The sequence below is a fragment of the Marinobacter caseinilyticus genome (assembly GCF_011074955.1).
Lineage (GTDB): Bacteria > Pseudomonadota > Gammaproteobacteria > Pseudomonadales > Oleiphilaceae > Marinobacter > Marinobacter caseinilyticus.
In genome coordinates this window covers 17,695-35,633 of record NZ_WUQJ01000017.1, presented here as the reverse complement: position 1 = coordinate 35,633, position 17,939 = coordinate 17,695, and the positions used below count along the sequence as shown (strand labels likewise).

Here is a 17,939-nt window from a genome sequence, read left to right as displayed (position 1 = left end):
AGTCAACGAAACAGGCCTTGCTGGCCGTATTGAAGGAGACTTGCAGTCAGCGGTGTCGGGGTGGGCTGAGTGGAATGTGCACGGCTGTTTTGTGTTCGATGTGCGCTGGCGTTAAGATACGCGTCCCCCATTCGGGACACCTCTTTGAATTCATGATGAGACTGCACAAATGAGCATAAAATCCGACAAGTGGATCCGTCGTATGGCACAGGATCACGCCATGATCGAGCCGTTTGAGAGCGGCCAGGTTCGAGAATCCTCCAAGGGCCGGGTCATATCCTACGGTACGTCCAGCTATGGCTACGATGTACGGTGCAGCAATGAGTTCAAAATTTTCACCAATGTGCATTCCGCCACGGTGGACCCAAAAAATTTCGACGACAACAGCTTCGTCAACATCACCAGCGATGTCTGTATCATTCCCCCGAATTCGTTCGCTCTCGCTCGCACAGTGGAGTATTTTCGAATTCCACGCAGTGTTCTCACGATTTGCCTGGGCAAATCCACTTACGCACGGTGTGGCATCATTGTAAACGTCACGCCGTTGGAGCCGGAGTGGGAAGGTCAGGTCACGTTAGAGTTCTCCAACACCACCAATTTGCCGGCGAAAATATACGCCAATGAAGGCGTAGCGCAGATGTTGTTCTTCGAATCCGATGAAGTCTGTGAGACCAGTTACAAGGATCGGGGTGGAAAATACCTGGGACAGACTGGGGTAACGCTGCCTCGCACATAGTCGTGTACTCGACTTCTGGTTATTCACAGGGCAAGGAGGGTTGGTTTGAACGCCAATCAATTTTTTAAAGCGGTCGAGCAATTGCAGGGCTGGCGAGAGTGTGCCTTCCTGCTGGCACTTGCCGAACGGGCTTTTCCCAATTACGCTCTGTTTTCTGACGCCATTGGAATGAAAAGCGGCGCAAAAATGCGCCACCTTCTGGATTTGGCGTGGGATACTCTGCAAGAGCAAACGACAGAAGCTGCGTTGCCCCAGATGCTGGCAAAACTTGAAAGTTTGTCTCCGGATGTGGATGAATACGACATGTACGGCGTGTACCCGGCGTTCGATTTTTGCCGTCTGTTGGAGCAGGCGTTGCTGAACCGCCTCAACCCCGATCGCCACCGCGCGTCCGAGGCTTCTCAATGGGCCATGGGCACGGTGATGAACTTTATTGAAGTCACTGAAGGTGAAGAGCTGGAAGACGATGAGTTGGTCAAGTTGCTGGATCAGCACGAATTGATGAAAATCGACAAGGCTTTTCAACGGGATATGTTGCTGTCCATGAAGCGTCAACGAACCCCGACGGAACAGTTTGTCGCCAATATGAAGGCACGAGCGGGCAACGAGGGTATCAGCAACCTGGGCATATCGCTCAATGACTGATTCCGACTAAACTGATAGTCATCCATCAAATTTGCGGCTGTAGCTCAGCTGGATAGAGCACCTGGCTTCGAACCAGGTGGTCGGAGGTTCGAATCCTTCCAGCCGCGCCATTTTGACTAAGCACGACCTTATTGAGACATAAGGCTGCGGTTAGAGCCAGGTCCGACAGCGCTGAAGCCGAAAGAGGCTCGACCGAAGCGGGCGCTGGGCCGGAGCACAAAGCTGGCCGAGGTGCACCGTGTGCTGGGGGACGTCGGAACGGCGTGTTCCGGTCACTCTGTGACCTGGTAACTACGTGATCCGGTAACTCCGTAATAAGGGCTCGGCCGCGCTTTCAATCGCGATGCAGTCAAACAACAATGGTTAACCCATGAAACTTTCCGCTTTTGGCCACAAGTTTACCGCTGAATCCGGTATCACTTCGTTGATGGACGATCTCGGCAACGCCCTGTCTTCCGGCAACGACATGATCATGATGGGCGGCGGCAATCCCGGACATATCCCGGAAGTTCAGGCGCGACTGCAAACCATATTGGGCAACATTAGCCGTGATGCTGACGCGACCCGTCGTCTGGTTGGTATCTACGATCCCCCGCAAGGTGAAAAGCAGTTTATCGCTTCCCTGGTTGAACTGCTCAATGCGGAATACGATTGGGGTCTGACGCCCGAGAACGTGGCGTTGACGAATGGCAGCCAAGCGGCGTTTTTTATGTTGTTCAATATGTTCGGCGGGGACTATGGGCAAGGCGACCACAAGCACATTCTCCTTCCGTTGGCGCCCGAGTATATTGGCTATGCCGATGCTGGCCTGAGCGCGGACCTGTTTCGGGCGGTGCGGCCGGATATATCCTTTACCGGCGCCCATGAGTTTAAATATCGAGTCGATTTCGATGCACTCGAGGTAACCGGTGAGACAGGGGCTATTTGTGTGTCACGCCCAACCAACCCCACGGGCAATGTCGTGACAGATGAAGAAATGGCGCGCCTGGAGGCATTGGCCCGGTCTCACGATATTCCATTGATTGTCGACGGTGCCTATGGCACTCCGTTTCCCAGCCTGTTGTTTGTCGACGCAGAGCCGCACTGGAACCAACAGATCATTTTGTGCCTGAGCCTGTCCAAGCTGGGGTTGCCTGCCGCACGCACGGGCATCGTGATCGCCGACGCGCCTATCATTAAAGCGTTGTCCAGCATTAATGCGATCATGAACCTGGCCACCGGCAGCTTCGGGGCGATGCTGGCCCAACCTCTGGTTCAAAGCGGTGACATACTCTCGCTCAGTCGGGACGTCGTGTGTCCGTTTTACAAAGCCAAGATGGAACGGGCCGTGTCGGTGTTCACCGAGGCCATGGGGGATCGATGTCGCTGGTATGCGCATAAGCCGGAAGGCGCCATGTTTTTATGGCTCTGGTTTCCGGACCTGCCGATCACCAGCCTGGCGCTCTATCAGAGATTAAAAGCGCGTGGAGTGTTGGTGGTCTCCGGTCACTATTTCTTTCCGGGCCTGCCAGACGATGACTGGCAGCACCGTCACGAGTGTCTCAGGATCACCTATTCGCAGGACGACGACCGTGTGGCAGAAGGCCTGAGGATTATTGCGGACGAAGTCGGCCGGGTCTGGGACGAGGCCAAACCCTGATGGTTTGACAAACCTGTATGGGGGATCTGGGCTTACCTAACGAATATCGGCATCTCTGACGTTAATTTCATAACGGGTGCCATCGGTTTCCGTCTGCACCAATCGGACCAGTAGGTAATCCAGTTCCGGCGCAAACCACAGTAGAGTTGTCCGCTTGCTGTCCGGATCTCGGACTTTTTCCGCTTTAATTGTCCGCTGTTGGCCCAGTCTGGTGGTCAGCACTTCCTCTCCGAGAACGGCAAATCGGTCTTCGTCATAGCTTCCTTTGTCGGTCACGCTGTAGTGGACGCTGGTTTTGCCCGCCTTGATGTCCTGCATGAGCTGCAGTTGATAACCCAAAGGGTCGAGCGCCCCTGGTTTGAGGTCCATTTTAAATGCCTTACCACGATAATGACCGCTGGCGGTCATAGTGTTCCAGTCATAGTTTATGGCCCGCTCCCGATCTTTAATCATGAAACCCGACAGCTTGTACCGATACTTCAGCGGAATCACCCGGTTGTCCTGCCAGCGAAACCGAACTGACTCGTCAATATCTGCAATGAAAGAGTCGACTTTGAACTGATACAGCCAGGTTCCATCCGGTTGCGGCTGCAAGATGCGCTTTGCACTGCCGTTGATGGCGAGCCCTTTGTCAATGGCGGCGCTGTAGGAGGATTGAGCGGAATGCAGGGTGATGGTGGCAGTATTATCTGGCGTGGCAGGAGCGCGCTCTGCCGCCGCCTCCGTTAAGGCCGGTAATGGCAGCGCTTTCTGGCTTTCAGTCCCGTCCCGCCCGGAGTCGGAATCTGTGTGGGCCCGGATCAGGGTGGGCGCCCATGCCAGGGTCAGTAACATGGAGGCGCATAGCCACCGGTGTGATTTCGGGCGTGCCGTCATGTAGCTTCCTCGTCGCAAGTGACCTTGGGTGCCATTATCGCTAGTGAGTGTAGCCTGCCGATGCATGTATCGGCATGACGCTTCGGTAATGCGAGACGGGGGCCTCCAAGTGCGTTGGTCAGTCCTTCAGGTAAAACGGCCGGGGCATTGGCTCGCCGTCAAACTGCACCGTGTCGCCCGACAGCTGCAGGCGGCCTTCACAGAACCACCGCACAACAATGGGGTAAAGGAGATGTTCTTTCTCACGCACCTTGTCTGCCAACGAGTCTGCTGTATCCCCCGGGGCCACCAGTACCTCCGCCTGGGCTATCACGGGGCCACCGTCAAGGTCTTCCGTGACGAAATGTATCGACACGCCGTGTATGTCATCGCCAGCATCAAGTGCTCGCTGATGCGTGTTCAACCCCGGGTATTTCGGTAGCAAAGACGGGTGTATGTTGAGCATGATGCCGTGATAAGTGCGCACAAACTCCGTGGTCAGAATGCGCATGAATCCGGCCAGGACCAACAGATTGGGCGTGTGGCGGTCAATCTCCGCTCGCAAGGCTGTATCAAATTCAGCCCGTGAGTCGAATTGGGTGTGGTCCACCACAAACGTTTCTATTCCCGCCTGGGCTGCGCGCTCCAGAGCAAAGGCGTGGGGGCGGTTGCAGCCAACCGCAACAACGCTGCCCGGGAACTCCGGCCTTCGGGTGGCTTCAATCAGGGTTTGAAGATTGCTGCCATTACCCGAGGCCAGAACGACAATGCGCGGCGCTGTAATGTCCTGACTCAGCATGCCTTGATCAGTCCCGGCGCATAGCGCACCTCTGCATCCGCCGTTTGATCCGGCAGGCTCTCAATGGCGCCAACGAGCCAGGCGTTTTCGTTTAATGCGTTGAGCGTATCAAGGGCAAGGGATACTTGCTCCTCAGGCACACAGACGACCATGCCAATGCCGCAATTGAAGGTGCGGTACATTTCAGTATCGGCAACGCCGCCAGCTTGTTTCAGCCATTCAAAAACGTCGGGCAGTTTCCAGCTTAGAGTATCGATCGCCGCACAGGAGCCCTTGGGCAGCACCCGGGGAATGTTCTCCGGCAGGCCGCCGCCAGTGATGTGAGAGAGCGCGCGAACATCCACTGTTTTAATCAGTTGGAGAATGTTTTTGACATAGATTCTCGTCGGTTCCAGCAATGCCTCGGCCAGCGTGGCATCACCAATCGGCTGATCAAGGTCAGCTTGGCTGACGTCAAGAATCTTACGGATCAGTGAGTAGCCGTTCGAGTGGGGGCCAGACGAGCCAATAGCGATCAATGCGTCGCCGGATTGCACGCGGTTGCCATCGATTATGTTGCTGCGTTCAGCCACGCCAACGCAAAAACCTGCAAGATCGTAATCATCGCCTTCGTACATGCCGGGCATTTCAGCGGTCTCACCGCCCACCAATGCGCAGCCAGACAGCTCACAGCCAGTGCCGATGCCATCCACAACTTTCGCGGCGATATCAACATTCAACTTACCCGTGGCGTAATAGTCGAGGAAGAACAGCGGCTCAGCTCCGCCCACAATCAGGTCGTTGACACACATGGCGACCAAATCAATGCCAATGGTGTCGTGCTTGCCGAGTTGCATGGCAAGTCGGAGTTTGGTGCCCACCCCGTCGGTGCCGGAGACCAACACCGGCTCTTTGTAGCCAGTGGGAATGGATACCATAGCGCCAAATCCCCCCAGGCCGCCCAACACCTCAGGGCGTCGCGTTCGGGCTGCGGTGGTCTTAATTCGATTCACGAGTTCGTTGCCAGCATCGATATCGACACCCGCATCGCGATACGTGAGGGAGGGTTTCTGTTCGCTCATGGTATGGTTAACCGCCTTGGCCAAGTAGATAAGCGCAGGATTTTAACAGGTGCGGAAGGGCGCTCCAAATGCAATTGGCGGTTCCCATAGTCGTGGCCATTGGCGGAGCTTACCAAACTGTCATTATGCGATGCCCAATCGGCCGGTCGGCTACTCAGCGTCAGGGCCTTGGTGTATCCTATGCGCCATTCCAGCGAATTGCAGGGTGGTCCAAGTTAATGACAGCTCGACTGAAACGAAAAATAGCTCTGGTGGTGTTTGTAGTCCTGTCTGGAGCCTGCGCTCCGGCAATGGCCGTAACGGTCGAGGGACTCTATGCCGCGCAGGTTCCTGTTGCCAGTTCGGCACCCGATGACCTGAAGCAAGGTTATGCCAGCGGTCTTCAGCAGGTAATGTTGCGGGTCTCTGGCGACAGTGAGTTGCTGAATCGCGAAGGCGCTCAAGCGCTTCTGGCTGATGCTCAAAGGCTGGTGCTGTCTTATCAGTTTCTGCGGGCGCAGGAAGCTGGGGGCCAGGATCAGTTGGCCATGTCGTTTGGTGCCGTTGGGGTCAATCGTGCCCTGGCGTCGATTGACGCACCTGTGTGGGGTGCGAACCGGCCACTCACGCTGGCCTGGATTGCGGTGGAAGACCGTGGAGGCCGACAGTTAGTGAGTCGTCAGGCGGCTCAGCAGTCCACGGGAGGCACCCGGGACTGGGGTGTGATTTTCGCTCGCGCAGCGGCGGATCGCGGCCTTCCTTTGACCCTGCCGCCGATCAAGGGTGGCAACGATCGCCGCACTTTATCCGAGGTCTGGGGGCAATTTATGGAGCCTGTAAAACAGGCTTCGGCGGACATTGGCCATGACCTGCTGACCGTGGTTAAAATCAGTCGGCGTGGTGATCAGTGGGAGGCGGCTTGGCGGCTTGAGGGTAACGGTTTTAGCACTGGCGATGAAACGGTTTCAGCCACCAGTCAGGAACAGTTGGCTCGGGCTATTGTGGGTGCCTGGGCGGATATGCTGGCAGGCCGGTATGCTGTCGCGGCGGGCCAAGTGGCAGACTCCGCGACGGTGGAGATCCTGGTCGACGAAGTACAATCCCTGCAAGATTACGCCGAGGTTAAGGCTGCCCTGACTAAAATGACTCCGGTATTGGGAGCGTTCCCGGTGCGCGTGACCGCCAATCAGATGATGGTTCAGGTGGCGTTTTCAGGCGAGCTATCACAGGTCGAGCAATACATCGCACTGGATCAGCGCTTTGTGGAAGTGGCTGCGTCAACAGAACCAACAAAACCAAATGATCCCGGTAACGGTTCGGAGGGCACCCAGTCAGCCATTCAACCGGCCGCAGGCTCGGTTGCGGCAACGCCGAGCGGCATGCCGGATGGTGAAGTATCCGAGGCGCCAGCAACCAACGAAGGCACCTTGTTCGAATATCGACCTCTTGATATTGAACAAGACCAAGAGCTGGCGGAGCAAACCTTCGAATCTCTCTATCCGACCTTGAAATATCGGTGGCAAGGCAGCTCGGTTATCCAAACGGGTGCACCCTCAAATTAATTTGCTGGCGACTGGAGCGGAGTTATAAGCATGGCAGAGCAATGGCGCTGGATTCCCAATGCACTGACCTTTTTGAGGGTGCTGCTGATTATTCCGTTCGCCATGGCCTTGCTGGAAGCTCAGTATCGCTTAGCATTGCTGGTATTTTTTGCCGCTGCCCTTACCGACGGCTTTGATGGCTTCCTGGCGCGCCAGTTCAATTGGCGGTCACGGTTGGGAGCCATTGCCGATCCGTTGGCGGATAAGGCGTTACTGATAACCGCTTACCTGATGCTGACCTGGACGGGTGTCCTCCCTGGCTGGCTTTTCCTCGTGGTGTTGGGGCGGGACCTTCTGATTGTTGTGGGTGGGCTGGCCTTCCATTACGGTGTCGGTCGCTTTGAACTGCAACCCAGCCTGCTGGGTAAGTTGAACACACTGATTCAGATTGTCGTGGTGCTGGCAATCGTGATGTTACTTGCAGGGCTGCCGATGAAACCTTGGGTGTTGCCGTTGGGCATTGACCTGGTGGCCGTTTCAGCCATTGTCAGCGGGTTGCATTATGTGATCACTTGGACGGGACGAGCATGGCGCTCAAAGCAGGGATGACCAGCCCGCAGCTAACCCTGGGCGTACGTCTGAGTGACGACGCCCAATTTGATAACTTTCACGGCGACCGGAATGCGACCGCAGCCATCCGGCTGGCTGAATTGTGTCGCACTCGGGTGCAGCCCGTGGTGCTGCTGTGTGGGGATGAAGATACCGGCAAAAGCCACCTGCTCCAGGCAGCTTGCCATCAGGTCGAGCATCAAGGCGATGTTGCTGTTTGCTTGAGCTTGGAGGAGTTGCTGCGCTTCGGCCCCGATTCGCTCGACGGTCTCGAATACCCCTCACTGGTCGGCCTGGACGATCTCGATCTTATTGCAGGTCGGCCAGACTGGGAAGAAGCCGTATTCCATCTGTACAATCGTGTACTGGACCGTGGGCACTCGTTGATCATCAGTCTTCGGGAGACGCCTGGGTCGTGTAGTCTGGAACTTGAAGATCTGGTGTCGCGGTTGCAGCATGGCATGCTGCTTCAACTGGGAATTTATCGTGACGATGACCGGCTGAAAATATTGCGTGCGCGGGCCGAGAAGCGGGGCTTGTTGGTGAGTGATGATGTAGCGACATTCATTATGAGGCGAGCGCCTCGAAAGCTGGGCGCACTGTTGGCCATACTCGACAGGCTGGATGAGAACTCGTTACGGGAACAACGAAAACTAACCATTCCGTTCGTGAAGTCGGTAATGGCCTGGTAATGCGTCCTTGGCGACAATTCGCATGGGTGCGTGCAAGATATTTTCAGGACTGGAAAGCCAGAGGGCGATATGAGACGAGTGGTATTCAATCAGAAAGGCGGTGTTGGAAAATCCAGCATCACGTGCAATCTGGCCGCAATCAGCGCGGCTCGTGGTAACCGGACCCTTGTCGTTGATCTTGATCCACAAGGTAATTCTACCCACTACTTGTTGGGCAAGCCTGCCAGTGCGTTGCGTGACACGGTTGCTGACCTGTTGGAACAAACCGTGGCGTTCACCGTGTTCAATCGTCGACCAGACGAATTTGTGCATGCCTCACCCTTCGATAATTTGTTTGTGTTGCCTTCCAGCCCGGAGCTGGACTTCCTTGAGCGTAAGCTTGAGGCGAAGCACAAGATTTACAAATTGCGTGAAGCGCTTAAGAAACTGGGTGAGAATTTCGATGAAATTTATATCGATACCGCACCGGCGCTCAACTTTTACACTCGTTCTGCGCTTATCGCTGCCGAACGCTGCCTGATTCCCTTCGATTGTGACGACTTTTCCAGACAGGCGCTGTATAGCCTGTTGAACGAAATTCGCGACTTGCAGGAAGACCACAACGAGAACCTGGCGGTAGAAGGGATCATCGCGAACCAGTTTCAGGCCCGCGCATCGCTGCCTCGCCAGTTGGTGCTTGAGTTGATTGAAGAAGGCTTGCCGGTATTGCCTGTGCGTTTGTCGAGTTCCGTCAAAATGAAGGAGTCCCACCAGGCGGGCCAGCCATTGATTCACTTTGCGCCTAAACACACGCTGACACAGCAGTATGTTGACCTATTCCGTCACCTTCAGGGGGAAACCGTGCAGTTGGCGCCACTGGTCTGAACTCTGTGGGAATGTTATTGGAACGGAGACATGCCATGCAGAATGTCGATGAAGTCGCTGACAGTTTGCTTCGTATCGAGGCCGAATTGAGGCGTTTATCGGTCTGGGCCACGGAGACCCCGATGCCCTCGGCATTGCAGAGCGATAAGCCGTTCTGTGTCGATACACTGGAATTCACCGAATGGCTTCAGTTCATTTTTCTGCCCAAGATGAAGGTGCTGGTTGAACAGGGTCGTACACTGCCTCAGGTGTCTGGTATGGCACCGATGGCCGAAGAGTATTTTCAGGCACGGAGGCACTCTGGTGGGGCCCTGGTGCAGGAGCTTAAGCTTATGGATCGCCTGCTGTCAGGCAAGTAGGGCCGGACTCAACGCCCTTGTGTGTCTTGGGCTCATGACAGGACTCAGGCGTCGTGGCCGAAAGACGCGTCACCCGGTAGGGGCAAAGTATACTGGTCCGCCGGCAGCAATGAGTGGCCACCCTTAAGTCGATGGAACAGACTTGCGAGTTCCTCACTGGATACCGCGGGGCAGAAGCGGTGACCTTGTGCCAAGTGGCAGCCGGCCTTTCTCAGGAACGAATCCTGATCAGCCGTTTCTATGCCTGCCGCCACAACGGTCAGTGACAATTGTCTGGCCAGGTTGATCAGGGTGTGAACGATGGCGCCGGTATTTTCCTCATAAGGTGCGTGGTGCAGTAAATGCTGATCAATCTTGACCTGGTCGAACGGCAGGTCCCGGAGTAGCCTTAGTGAGGATAGGCCGCTGCCAAATCGGTCCAGTACCAGCCCCAACCCTAGCTGTTTGAGTCGTTGTAAGGTTTTGGCGGTTTCATCCAGACGGTCGGAGAGTGTGCGCTCGTCGATTTCAATCAGCAGCAGCGCCGGGTCGATTCGGGTCTCATTAATGATCCGATCGAGTTGGTCGGCCAGTCTGGGGTGATTGTATTGGCGAGAGGATAGATTGATGTTGATCGTGATCGGGGAGCCGCTCATGGTCTGGATCGCGCGAGCCTGAAGGCAGGCGTTGTGGCATACCCACTCGCCAAGAGTCTGGAGATGGCCGGTTTGTTCTGCGACGTCGATGAAGTCCTGGGGCGACAGCAGGCCTTTGGTGGGATGGTTCCAGCGCAGGAGCGCTTCGAGCCCAGAGATGCGTCCGGTTTTCACGCAGAGAATGGGTTGGTAGTGCAGTTCCATCTGACCCATTTTGATGCCTTCCCGTAACTCGCGCTCGAGCGTCATTTGGCGCTGCATCTCAATATTCATATCGCTGGAGAAGAATTGGATGTTGTTGCGGCCCGCTTTTTTGGCTCGATACATGGCCATATCGGCATTCTTCAGCAGATCCTCGTAAGTGTTGCCATCTTCCGGCGCCAACGTTATGCCAATACTGGATGTGATCACCAGCTCGCCGCCCGGCACCTCGATCGGTTGGGTTATGGCATCCAGTAATGCCCGCGCGACCTTATCGCAGCCTTCGGCTCCGTTAACCTGATTCAACAGTACCGCGAATTCGTCACCGCCCAGGCGGGCGATGGTATCTTCTTCCCGTAAGCTGTTCCTGAGTCGGCGGGCCAGTTCCTGAAGCAGTCGGTCGCCAGCGTCGTGACCAAGGGTGTCGTTGACCCGTTTAAAGTGATCAATATCCAGTCCAATCAGGGCGCAATGGTGACCATGCCGCAGTGAACTGGTGATGGCACGGCGGCAACGATCCTCGAACAGACGACGATTGGCGGTATCCGTCAGGACATCGTAATGCGCCAAGTAATGCAACTGGTCTTGGGTGCGTCTGATTTCCGATATGTCCTGGCCGATCAAAATCATCTGAGCCCGACCGTCATCTTCGTCTTCATGGAGCCGGTTCAGGTTCCAGAGAATAATGTGGGTGCTGCCACTGTAGTCGCGGATTTCTGTCTCAATGGTATCTTGGGTCAGACCTGTGTTGAGCACCTTGAGAATTTTCCAGGTCAGTTCATCCTTTTGTGTTGAAGGAATAAACGTGTCGGTTAAGCTGCGGCCAACGGCTTCGTCACGGCTATAGCCGAATAAAGCCTCGGCTGCACCGTTCCACTGACGGACCTTGATCTTATCGTCAATAACAATGATTGGATTGCCGGCTGTTTCGAACAGAGCCCGGTAGTGGCGAGAGGAGCGGCGGAATGACTTCTCGGCCTGCTGGCGGACAAATATTTCGTCCTTTAATTCGTAATTCGTGAGCTGCAATTCGCGGGTTCGTTCCTCCACCTCGGCTTCCAGCCCATTTTCAATCCGCTCACGGTCCTCCAGTAACACGCGGACATAACAGGACGCTGCCACCATCATCGCGATCAGGGTTTCTGACAGCAGGTAGCGGCTATCGGCGTCACCCGCGGGTAATGACATGATCGAGCAGATCAGTCCACTCAGGCCGGCAACACCGATGGCCAACATGGCGCCTGGCAGCGAAAAGCGGGTGGCGGCCCAGGTCATCAGGGGCAGTAGTAAGAAGAGTGTTTGGGTGGGTTGATGGGCTGCCATGGCGACCACAAAGGCGAGTCCACACACCCAGGCAAGCCACTCCAGAGGGCGCCAAAATAGTTGCCTTGGCGACGGTTTTCTTGCCAGAGCCAACACCGTCGGGGCGATAATCAGGCTGCCAAGAAAAGCGCCAAAGGCGCCTTGAAGCAACAGCGTGTCGGACGCTGCAGCAGACGCCGGTCCCAGGAATGCGGCCAGTAACAGGGGCAGTGTTGCCAGTACAGACGCCAGAATCAGTGTCCCTAGCAGCCAGAGGAACGCCACATAGCTGACCAAAGGCAATGAGTGCCTGGATGCCTTGTGATAAGTCCACCAGGTTATCAGGGGTGTGATAATGCCGTAGGCAAAAAGTGCCAACAGCGATAATAGGCCAGTTGGGTTCGCAGCAGCAGGAATTAGTACGACCTGGGCAATCACTGCCAACAGTGTCCCAATAATGGTCGTGACCATTGCCTGAGGGCCCGCGTGCAGTAGCAGCGCCAGGCCATAACCGGATGCCAACCATAAGGCCGGTATATTGGATCCGGGCGTAACAAACAATGCGCTTAGGGTGCCAAGCGCGATAAATACCGCCCAATGGCCGATTGTCGCGAACCAAGACAAAGGAGATCGCTGATGCTCAGTGGTTTTCACGGGTATCCTTGCCTGTCATGCGGTGTTGCCTCTGTTCCATAACGAACACGTGGTTTTCTGAGCGCGGCCGGAATGCCGGGCTTACCATTGCGGGGAGCTTAGACAAGTTCGCTCAGTCGCATGGACAAGTCGATCGCTGTCAAATCTTTGGTCAAAGTGCCAATCGAAATATAATCAACACCGGTTTCCGCGACAGCAACCAGTGTTTTTTCATTGATACCACCGGACGCTTCCAGTTTAGACACGCCTTTAGCCAGCACAACGGCGGTCCGCATGTCACTCAAAGAAAATTCGTCGAGCATTATTATGTCGGCTTGGGCCGCCAGCGCCTGATTCAGTTCGTCAAGATTCTCGGTCTCCACTTCTACCGGACGTCCGGGCGCCAGCTTTCTGGCTGCCGCCACGGCAAGAGCAATGGAGCCGCAGGCTGCAATGTGGTTTTCCTTGATCAGAAAGGCATCGTAGAGCCCGAGGCGGTGATTGTAACAGCCGCCACATGTGACGGCGTATTTCTGCGCAAGCCTCAATCCTGGCAGTGTCTTGCGGGTATCAAGCAGTTTAACCGACGTGTGCTCAACCAGGTGGGCGTACTGCGAGCAACGGGTTGCCACGCCGGATAGCGTTTGCAGCCAGTTCAGAGCGGCTCGTTCCGAGGTGAGCAGGCTGCGGGCCTTGCCTTTGCATGTGAACAGCACTTGATTCGGCTGAGCGGACTCGCCATCCGCTACCTTCCAGTTCAGCGTCACCGTTGGGTCAACCTGTCGAAAAACTTCATCTACCCAGGCTTTGCCAGCGATCACGGCGGGCTGACGGGTAATGACCTGTCCGGTTGTTTCTTTACCTGCAGGTATTAGTGCTGCCGTAATATCGCCGTCGCCAATGTCCTCTCTCAAACTCAGGGCGACACTTTCTATCCGCGCCTGTCGTAATGGTTCTGCAAGGGGTTTAATCATAACTGTGTGCTCTGGCTGACGGCTGAAAAAGGACACCGATTCTATAGCCTCAAACGGACCAGAGCCAACCCAATCCGGTGTCAGGCACTTGTTTGTAACAAAACTGACGCTGAGCGTCGGGTTTTCGCTTCGATGACTGGCTTTGTGGGTTGTTAATCCGCTTCATCGTCCATAATGACGAGGGCTTGACGGTATAAATGTGAACGGGTTCCGGGTATCACAAAAGGTGACAATTCCTGACACAAGATGACGTGTCGAGCGCCTATGATGAAGCAACAACGCGCGAATCAACGCAAAACCGGAGAAAGCCTTTATGGCTCAGGACAACAAAGTCGTCAATCTCACCAGCAAGCAGGGCCATGACCGGTTCAATATGCCTGCTTCTCTGGTTCGATTGCGAGACGTATCCAGTCAGTCACTCAAAAAGCTCCTTACCGAGTTTTTCGATGGCTCGGATGACGCTTTGTTCAAAATGGCCGACCGTGCGGATTCGAATAAGGAGCAAACCGCCTATTTCGACGCAATGAGAGAACTCCGGTTACGACGCAAACACATGTCGCTCTCCGTATTGCAGGGGGTGAGTCGCGCGTTCAACGAGCTTGGCCGATTTGACCCACAGCCCGGCAGTCAGGCCCTGGAGGATATCGACCAGGACTCGCTGACATTGGTGGGCCACGCTGACCTGGAACAAAAAGTGGCCATCGACAATTTGATGACCAAGCTGCGCGGTTTGCATGTGGACTCAATTGCCTTGTTGTTTGCGCGGGTATCTCACTTGGTACCTGGTATCCGGCTGAGTGACCGGCAGATGCCATTGAGTCCAGAAGTGATTTGCACGGCATTGGCGGAAGCCAGCGGTGACCTTGACGTGGATATCCGCGCCAAGTTGGTGGTACTTAAACTGTTTGACAAGCTGCTGGTTGGCAGTCTCGAAGTTCTTTATGACGATGCCAACAAGTTATTGATCTCTGAGGGCGTTTTGCCAGACCTTACGCATACTCAGGCGACGCGCGGCGCCAGCGGCCAGCGAGCCGGGAACAAGGCATCTCGCCGGGCGGTACCACCGAGGGTCGATTCGGGAGCAGACTCCGAGAATGGCTACGGTTATGACGGGAATCCGGTGACCGGCGGCGACGCGACCTTTTCTGAGCTGAGCGCGCTGTTGCACCAAGACGCCTCTGACGGAGTTCTCCGCACGCAAGGCGCCGGTGGACGGCTGCTCGACACCCGCAGCCTGATGGCAAGACTGGGGCAGATTCAGGCGCCGGGCGCAAATACGGGCGGGGCAGGTATTGTGTCCTTGTCGGCCCAATTGCGTCTGGTTTTAAAGCCGGATTCTGGCGAGGTTTACTCAGTCCAGCAGATCGACAACGATGTTATCAATCTGGTCACTATGCTGTTTGATTTCATTCTGGAGGACCGGCAGCTTCCGGCGACGATGAAGGCATTGATCGGACGGCTGCAAATCCCGGTGCTCAAGGTCGCGCTGTGTGATCGTAGCTTTTTTAACCGCGGAGGGCATCCGGCCCGAAAACTGCTCAATGAACTTGCGATGGCCGGAATAGGCTGGAATGAGAAGCCGGAGGGTCAGCGGGACCCACTACGAGAAAAAATCGAATCTGTCGTGGATCGCCTGCTGACGGAGTTTACTGACAACGTCGAGCTGTTTGCCGAGTTGCTGAAAGATTTCAGTCACTTTATGGACCTGGATCGCCGACGTCGAGAATTGGTCGAACAGCGCCTTCGCGACGCCGAAGAGGGCAGGGCGCGCCAGGACGGCGCCCGCGAATCCGTTGATGCCATGCTGACCGGAGTGATGGCAGATTATCAGGTGCCCGCGCCGGTAGCCGCGATGCTGCGGGAACCCTGGCGTAAATATTTACAGTGGGTTTTGTTGCGCGAAGGCGCGGAAAGTGCGCTTTGGTCACAGGTAACCGAATTCACTAGACGCTTGGTTTGGAGTGTCGATCCGCGGCCGACAACCGATCAGACACGGGGCGAATTGCTGCGGGCGATTCCGAATATTGTTGATACCCTTCGCAGCTCGCTGCAGAGCATTGCATGGGATCCGTTTGCAATAGATTCGGTGGTTCGGGATCTGGAGCTCGCTCATGTGGACGTGATGCAGCAGCTGGTTTCATACCGGAAAGAAGCGCCTCAGCCATCAACTCCCTCTGCACAGGGCGCCATCTCCGCTGCACCGCAAACCTCCTCTAACAATGGTGGGCAGGATGATCTGACAGGTAAAGCAAGGCAACCTGAGCCTGCGGTACCTGTCCAGCCAGAAGGGCAAGCCCCGGTCAACGACACCGTGTCCGGGACATTGCCCTCGTCGGCTGGCTCCGAACATTCGGCGCCCGGCGTCGAGCCGCAATGGCTTGAGCTGGCAGATAAAATGCGAGTGGGGTCATGGATTGAATTGATGACCGGCGACCAGAAGGTCCGATGCAAACTGGCGGCATTCATCAAAGCCACGGGCAAGTATATCTTCGTCAATCGTAACGGTGCCAAAGTCGCCGAATATCAGCGGGAAACAGTGGCAAAAGCGTTAGCGACGGGCGAGTTAAGCATGCTGGATGACGGCCTCATCTTCGATCGGGCGCTTGAATCCATTATTGATAATCTTCGGCTCAGTCGAAAAGATTAATCGGAGATAAACTCCGGCTGCGACAGCCTTGGCATTGGGTCCTGGGCTAGCGTGGGCGGGGTCTTTGTGCTTCAATCACAGGCAAAATATAATAAGGAACCGGCCGATAATGGCCGCGTTTGCACTCTCAACCTGCTAACACTGAGGTTGCCCGGGCCTTGTGGATCCACATTGAACACGACCAAACCCTCATCGAAAGCTTTCTCTGACTACCTTGAGCACACCGGAAGGTTTGCTGACGCCCGGTGGTGTCCGTCGCCCAATTTCGGCGTGCGCCCGGATGACGCTGGCATTTCTTTGCTGGTCATTCACAACATCAGCCTGCCGCCTGGGCGTTATGGAGGGCGGGCAATTGAAGATTTTTTCTGCAATCGTCTCAATCCCGGCGACCACCCCTACTTTGAAACCATTGCGACCATGCAGGTGTCTTCCCACGTGTTGATTACGCGTGATGGTCAGGCTGTCCAGTTTGTGAATCTGAAGGACAGAGCGTGGCACGCTGGGCGTTCGTGGTTTGACGGGCGTGCTGAATGCAATGATTTTTCCATTGGTATTGAGCTGGAGGGCACCGATGATGATCCATACACCGAGGCTCAGTATGACACTCTGGCGACATTGGCTGCGGCAATTATGGCGGCATGGCCAGCGATAACCCAGGACCGGATTACCGGGCACAGTGACATCGCTCCGGGCCGGAAGACCGATCCTGGTCCGGCCTTTGACTGGCCATATTTTCGTCGGCTCCTTGCTGAGCGAACGCAATCGGGCACGGATATCGAGGTGTTTCGTCGCACTGCCCCCCCCGGTCCCGATGACCAGGAGCCTTGTTGATGCCGTTTTTTATTTTATTGCTGGCGTATGCGTGTCGGCGCAGCCTTGACGGCGCCAACCGGTTGGAGATGGATTCGGTCTGGCGGCATGGGTTCAAGTGGGGCGCACGGGCGCCGTCGGGTCGCGAGTCGCAATCGTGGTTGGGGGTGTTGATTATCACCCTGCCTGCGCTGGTATTGGTCGGACTGGACTTTACGTTGCGGGCGGCGTCCTTGACGCTGCTCTCGTTTGCGGCGGACTTTTTGATGCTGTTGCTGTTGATGGGGGTGCCAGGCTGGAAAGGGCATTTGACCGCCTACACCGAGGCTTGGCGCAGGGGTGACATGCAAGCGGCCTGGCATCATGTAAAAGATTGCCTGAGCTTCCATGACCGCGGTGCGGCGGCAGAACCCGAAGCGCTTCACCTGTCGTTATCCAGACGTTTTATGATGGCGGTGTTTGAGCGTTACTTTTTGATTATGTTCTGGTATCTGGTTGGCGGCATTGCCGTTGCCTTCCTGGTGCGGGGCGTTTTGGCATTGCGGGATCAATGGCCGCAAGCCGCAGCTCGGCCGGGCTTTGCCTCCGCTGCCAGTCTGCTGGCTTGGGTGCCGGTCCGTTTGTTGTCATTTACCTTTGGGCTCGCGGGTGACCTGTCTGGCTGGCTTAAAGGTGGGCGCCGGTCAATGTCGGCCTCAGTGGCGCCAGAGGACGTACTTCTAAACGGCGCCAACAGCGCGCTGACCGGGTACGCGTTGGATCCTGGACGCTTTGCCAGCGTTCACCCGGATCAGTGGCCGGCATTTGGCGCCCGCAGCTTTGCTGCAATCCGGGACTTGCTCAATCGCAGCATGCTTGTATGGATCTGTGTCCTCGCGTTGCTGGTCATTGCCGGTATTATTCGTTGAGCGGTTCCGCATTGTGGGGATTGCGCCGAATTCAGCGCCGATAATTACAA

Annotated in this window: 16 protein-coding genes and 1 tRNA gene; 12 read left to right on the top strand and 5 right to left on the bottom strand. The window is 55.8% G+C overall.

All coding sequences use genetic code 11. The features are described 5' to 3' along the window. The first annotated feature begins 169 nt into the window (after window positions 1–169). The 4 genes from dcd to GRX64_RS06460 all read left to right on the top strand — a co-directional run bounded on the left by dcd (window position 170) and on the right by GRX64_RS06460 (window position 3,020). Entirely contained in the window at window positions 170–736 is a 567-nt protein-coding gene (gene dcd / locus GRX64_RS06475) for a dCTP deaminase (protein ID WP_166264905.1), read from the top strand. Between the two features lie 45 nt (window positions 737–781). Continuing rightward, window positions 782–1,381 carry a YjaG family protein gene (locus tag GRX64_RS06470; protein WP_166264901.1) on the top strand — a complete coding sequence of 200 codons (600 nt, stop codon included), beginning with the start codon at window positions 782–784 and terminating at the stop codon, window positions 1,379–1,381. Between the two features lie 33 nt (window positions 1,382–1,414). Beyond that, window positions 1,415–1,491 (top strand) — tRNA-Arg (locus GRX64_RS06465). A gap of 260 nt (window positions 1,492–1,751) precedes the next feature. Further along, window positions 1,752–3,020, top strand: a complete 1,269-nt coding sequence (locus GRX64_RS06460) for a valine--pyruvate transaminase (protein ID WP_166264897.1) — start codon at window positions 1,752–1,754, stop codon at window positions 3,018–3,020. Window positions 3,021–3,056: 36 nt separating this feature from the next. Here the strand turns inward: GRX64_RS06460 and GRX64_RS06455 are convergent, their stop codons facing one another. The 3 genes from GRX64_RS06455 to purM form a co-directional block, all read right to left on the bottom strand. Continuing rightward, window positions 3,057–3,896, bottom strand: a complete 840-nt coding sequence (locus GRX64_RS06455; RefSeq protein ID WP_166264893.1) for a DUF3108 domain-containing protein — start codon at window positions 3,894–3,896, stop codon at window positions 3,057–3,059. A 118-nt stretch (window positions 3,897–4,014) separates the two neighbouring features. Beyond that, window positions 4,015–4,674 (bottom strand): phosphoribosylglycinamide formyltransferase, encoded by a 660-nt coding sequence (gene purN, locus GRX64_RS06450; RefSeq protein ID WP_166264890.1) that lies wholly within the window; start codon window positions 4,672–4,674, stop codon window positions 4,015–4,017. Then, window positions 4,668–5,735, bottom strand: coding sequence for a phosphoribosylformylglycinamidine cyclo-ligase (gene purM / locus GRX64_RS06445; protein WP_166264887.1), 1,068 nt, complete (start codon window positions 5,733–5,735; stop codon window positions 4,668–4,670). Before purM ends, purN begins: the two co-directional genes overlap by 7 nt. A 218-nt stretch (window positions 5,736–5,953) precedes the next feature. On the opposite strand from purM, the gene GRX64_RS06440 reads away from it, so the two are divergent. From GRX64_RS06440 to GRX64_RS06420, 5 genes are all read left to right on the top strand, one after another. Then, window positions 5,954–7,276, top strand: coding sequence for a DUF2066 domain-containing protein (locus GRX64_RS06440; protein WP_235937544.1), 1,323 nt, complete (start codon window positions 5,954–5,956; stop codon window positions 7,274–7,276). A gap of 30 nt (window positions 7,277–7,306) precedes the next feature. Then, window positions 7,307–7,864 carry a CDP-alcohol phosphatidyltransferase family protein gene (locus GRX64_RS06435; protein ID WP_166264884.1) on the top strand — a complete coding sequence of 186 codons (558 nt, stop codon included), beginning with the start codon at window positions 7,307–7,309 and terminating at the stop codon, window positions 7,862–7,864. After that, entirely contained in the window at window positions 7,861–8,556 is a 696-nt protein-coding gene (gene hda, locus GRX64_RS06430) for a DnaA regulatory inactivator Hda (protein ID WP_166265042.1), read from the top strand. The genes GRX64_RS06435 and hda overlap by 4 nt, the downstream gene beginning before the upstream one ends. 69 nt (window positions 8,557–8,625) lie before the next feature. Continuing rightward, window positions 8,626–9,420 (top strand): ParA family protein, encoded by a 795-nt coding sequence (locus GRX64_RS06425; protein ID WP_166264882.1) that lies wholly within the window; start codon window positions 8,626–8,628, stop codon window positions 9,418–9,420. Between the two features lie 35 nt (window positions 9,421–9,455). After that, window positions 9,456–9,779 (top strand): YqcC family protein, encoded by a 324-nt coding sequence (locus tag GRX64_RS06420; protein ID WP_166264880.1) that lies wholly within the window; start codon window positions 9,456–9,458, stop codon window positions 9,777–9,779. Between the two features lie 44 nt (window positions 9,780–9,823). Here the strand turns inward: GRX64_RS06420 and GRX64_RS06415 are convergent, their stop codons facing one another. Together GRX64_RS06415 and nadC are read right to left on the bottom strand one after the other, a co-directional pair. Next, window positions 9,824–12,571 (bottom strand): bifunctional diguanylate cyclase/phosphodiesterase, encoded by a 2,748-nt coding sequence (locus GRX64_RS06415; protein ID WP_166264878.1) that lies wholly within the window; start codon window positions 12,569–12,571, stop codon window positions 9,824–9,826. 98 nt (window positions 12,572–12,669) lie between these two features. Next, window positions 12,670–13,524: a carboxylating nicotinate-nucleotide diphosphorylase gene (gene nadC, locus GRX64_RS06410; protein WP_166264876.1), complete on the bottom strand. Its 855-nt coding sequence runs from the start codon at window positions 13,522–13,524 to the stop codon at window positions 12,670–12,672. Between the two features lie 313 nt (window positions 13,525–13,837). On the opposite strand from nadC, the gene GRX64_RS06405 reads away from it, so the two are divergent. The 3 genes from GRX64_RS06405 (at window position 13,838) to ampE (ending at window position 17,889) form a co-directional block, all read left to right on the top strand. Continuing rightward, window positions 13,838–16,171, top strand: a complete 2,334-nt coding sequence (locus GRX64_RS06405) for a DUF1631 domain-containing protein (RefSeq protein WP_166264874.1) — start codon at window positions 13,838–13,840, stop codon at window positions 16,169–16,171. 171 nt (window positions 16,172–16,342) lie between these two features. After that, a complete protein-coding gene (ampD, locus tag GRX64_RS06400; protein WP_166264872.1) occupies window positions 16,343–17,002 on the top strand; it encodes a 1,6-anhydro-N-acetylmuramyl-L-alanine amidase AmpD in 660 nt (219 codons plus the stop codon). Continuing rightward, window positions 17,002–17,889, top strand: coding sequence for a regulatory signaling modulator protein AmpE (gene ampE / locus GRX64_RS06395; protein ID WP_166264870.1), 888 nt, complete (start codon window positions 17,002–17,004; stop codon window positions 17,887–17,889). Before ampD ends, ampE begins: the two co-directional genes overlap by 1 nt. Window positions 17,890–17,939 lie beyond the last annotated feature (50 nt).

Coding starts and splice junctions, on each gene's coding strand:
- dcd (WP_166264905.1), top strand. CDS start 170: ATGAGCATAAAATCCGACAAGTGGATCCGTCGTATGGCACAGGATCAC.
- GRX64_RS06460 (WP_166264897.1), top strand. CDS start 1,752: ATGAAACTTTCCGCTTTTGGCCACAAGTTTACCGCTGAATCCGGTATC.
- GRX64_RS06455 (WP_166264893.1), bottom strand. CDS start 3,896: ATGACGGCACGCCCGAAATCACACCGGTGGCTATGCGCCTCCATGTTA.
- purN (WP_166264890.1), bottom strand. CDS start 4,674: ATGCTGAGTCAGGACATTACAGCGCCGCGCATTGTCGTTCTGGCCTCG.
- purM (WP_166264887.1), bottom strand. CDS start 5,735: ATGAGCGAACAGAAACCCTCCCTCACGTATCGCGATGCGGGTGTCGAT.
- GRX64_RS06440 (WP_235937544.1), top strand. CDS start 5,954: ATGACAGCTCGACTGAAACGAAAAATAGCTCTGGTGGTGTTTGTAGTC.
- GRX64_RS06435 (WP_166264884.1), top strand. CDS start 7,307: ATGGCAGAGCAATGGCGCTGGATTCCCAATGCACTGACCTTTTTGAGG.
- hda (WP_166265042.1), top strand. CDS start 7,861: ATGACCAGCCCGCAGCTAACCCTGGGCGTACGTCTGAGTGACGACGCC.
- GRX64_RS06425 (WP_166264882.1), top strand. CDS start 8,626: ATGAGACGAGTGGTATTCAATCAGAAAGGCGGTGTTGGAAAATCCAGC.
- GRX64_RS06420 (WP_166264880.1), top strand. CDS start 9,456: ATGCAGAATGTCGATGAAGTCGCTGACAGTTTGCTTCGTATCGAGGCC.
- nadC (WP_166264876.1), bottom strand. CDS start 13,524: ATGATTAAACCCCTTGCAGAACCATTACGACAGGCGCGGATAGAAAGT.
- GRX64_RS06405 (WP_166264874.1), top strand. CDS start 13,838: ATGGCTCAGGACAACAAAGTCGTCAATCTCACCAGCAAGCAGGGCCAT.
- ampE (WP_166264870.1), top strand. CDS start 17,002: ATGCCGTTTTTTATTTTATTGCTGGCGTATGCGTGTCGGCGCAGCCTT.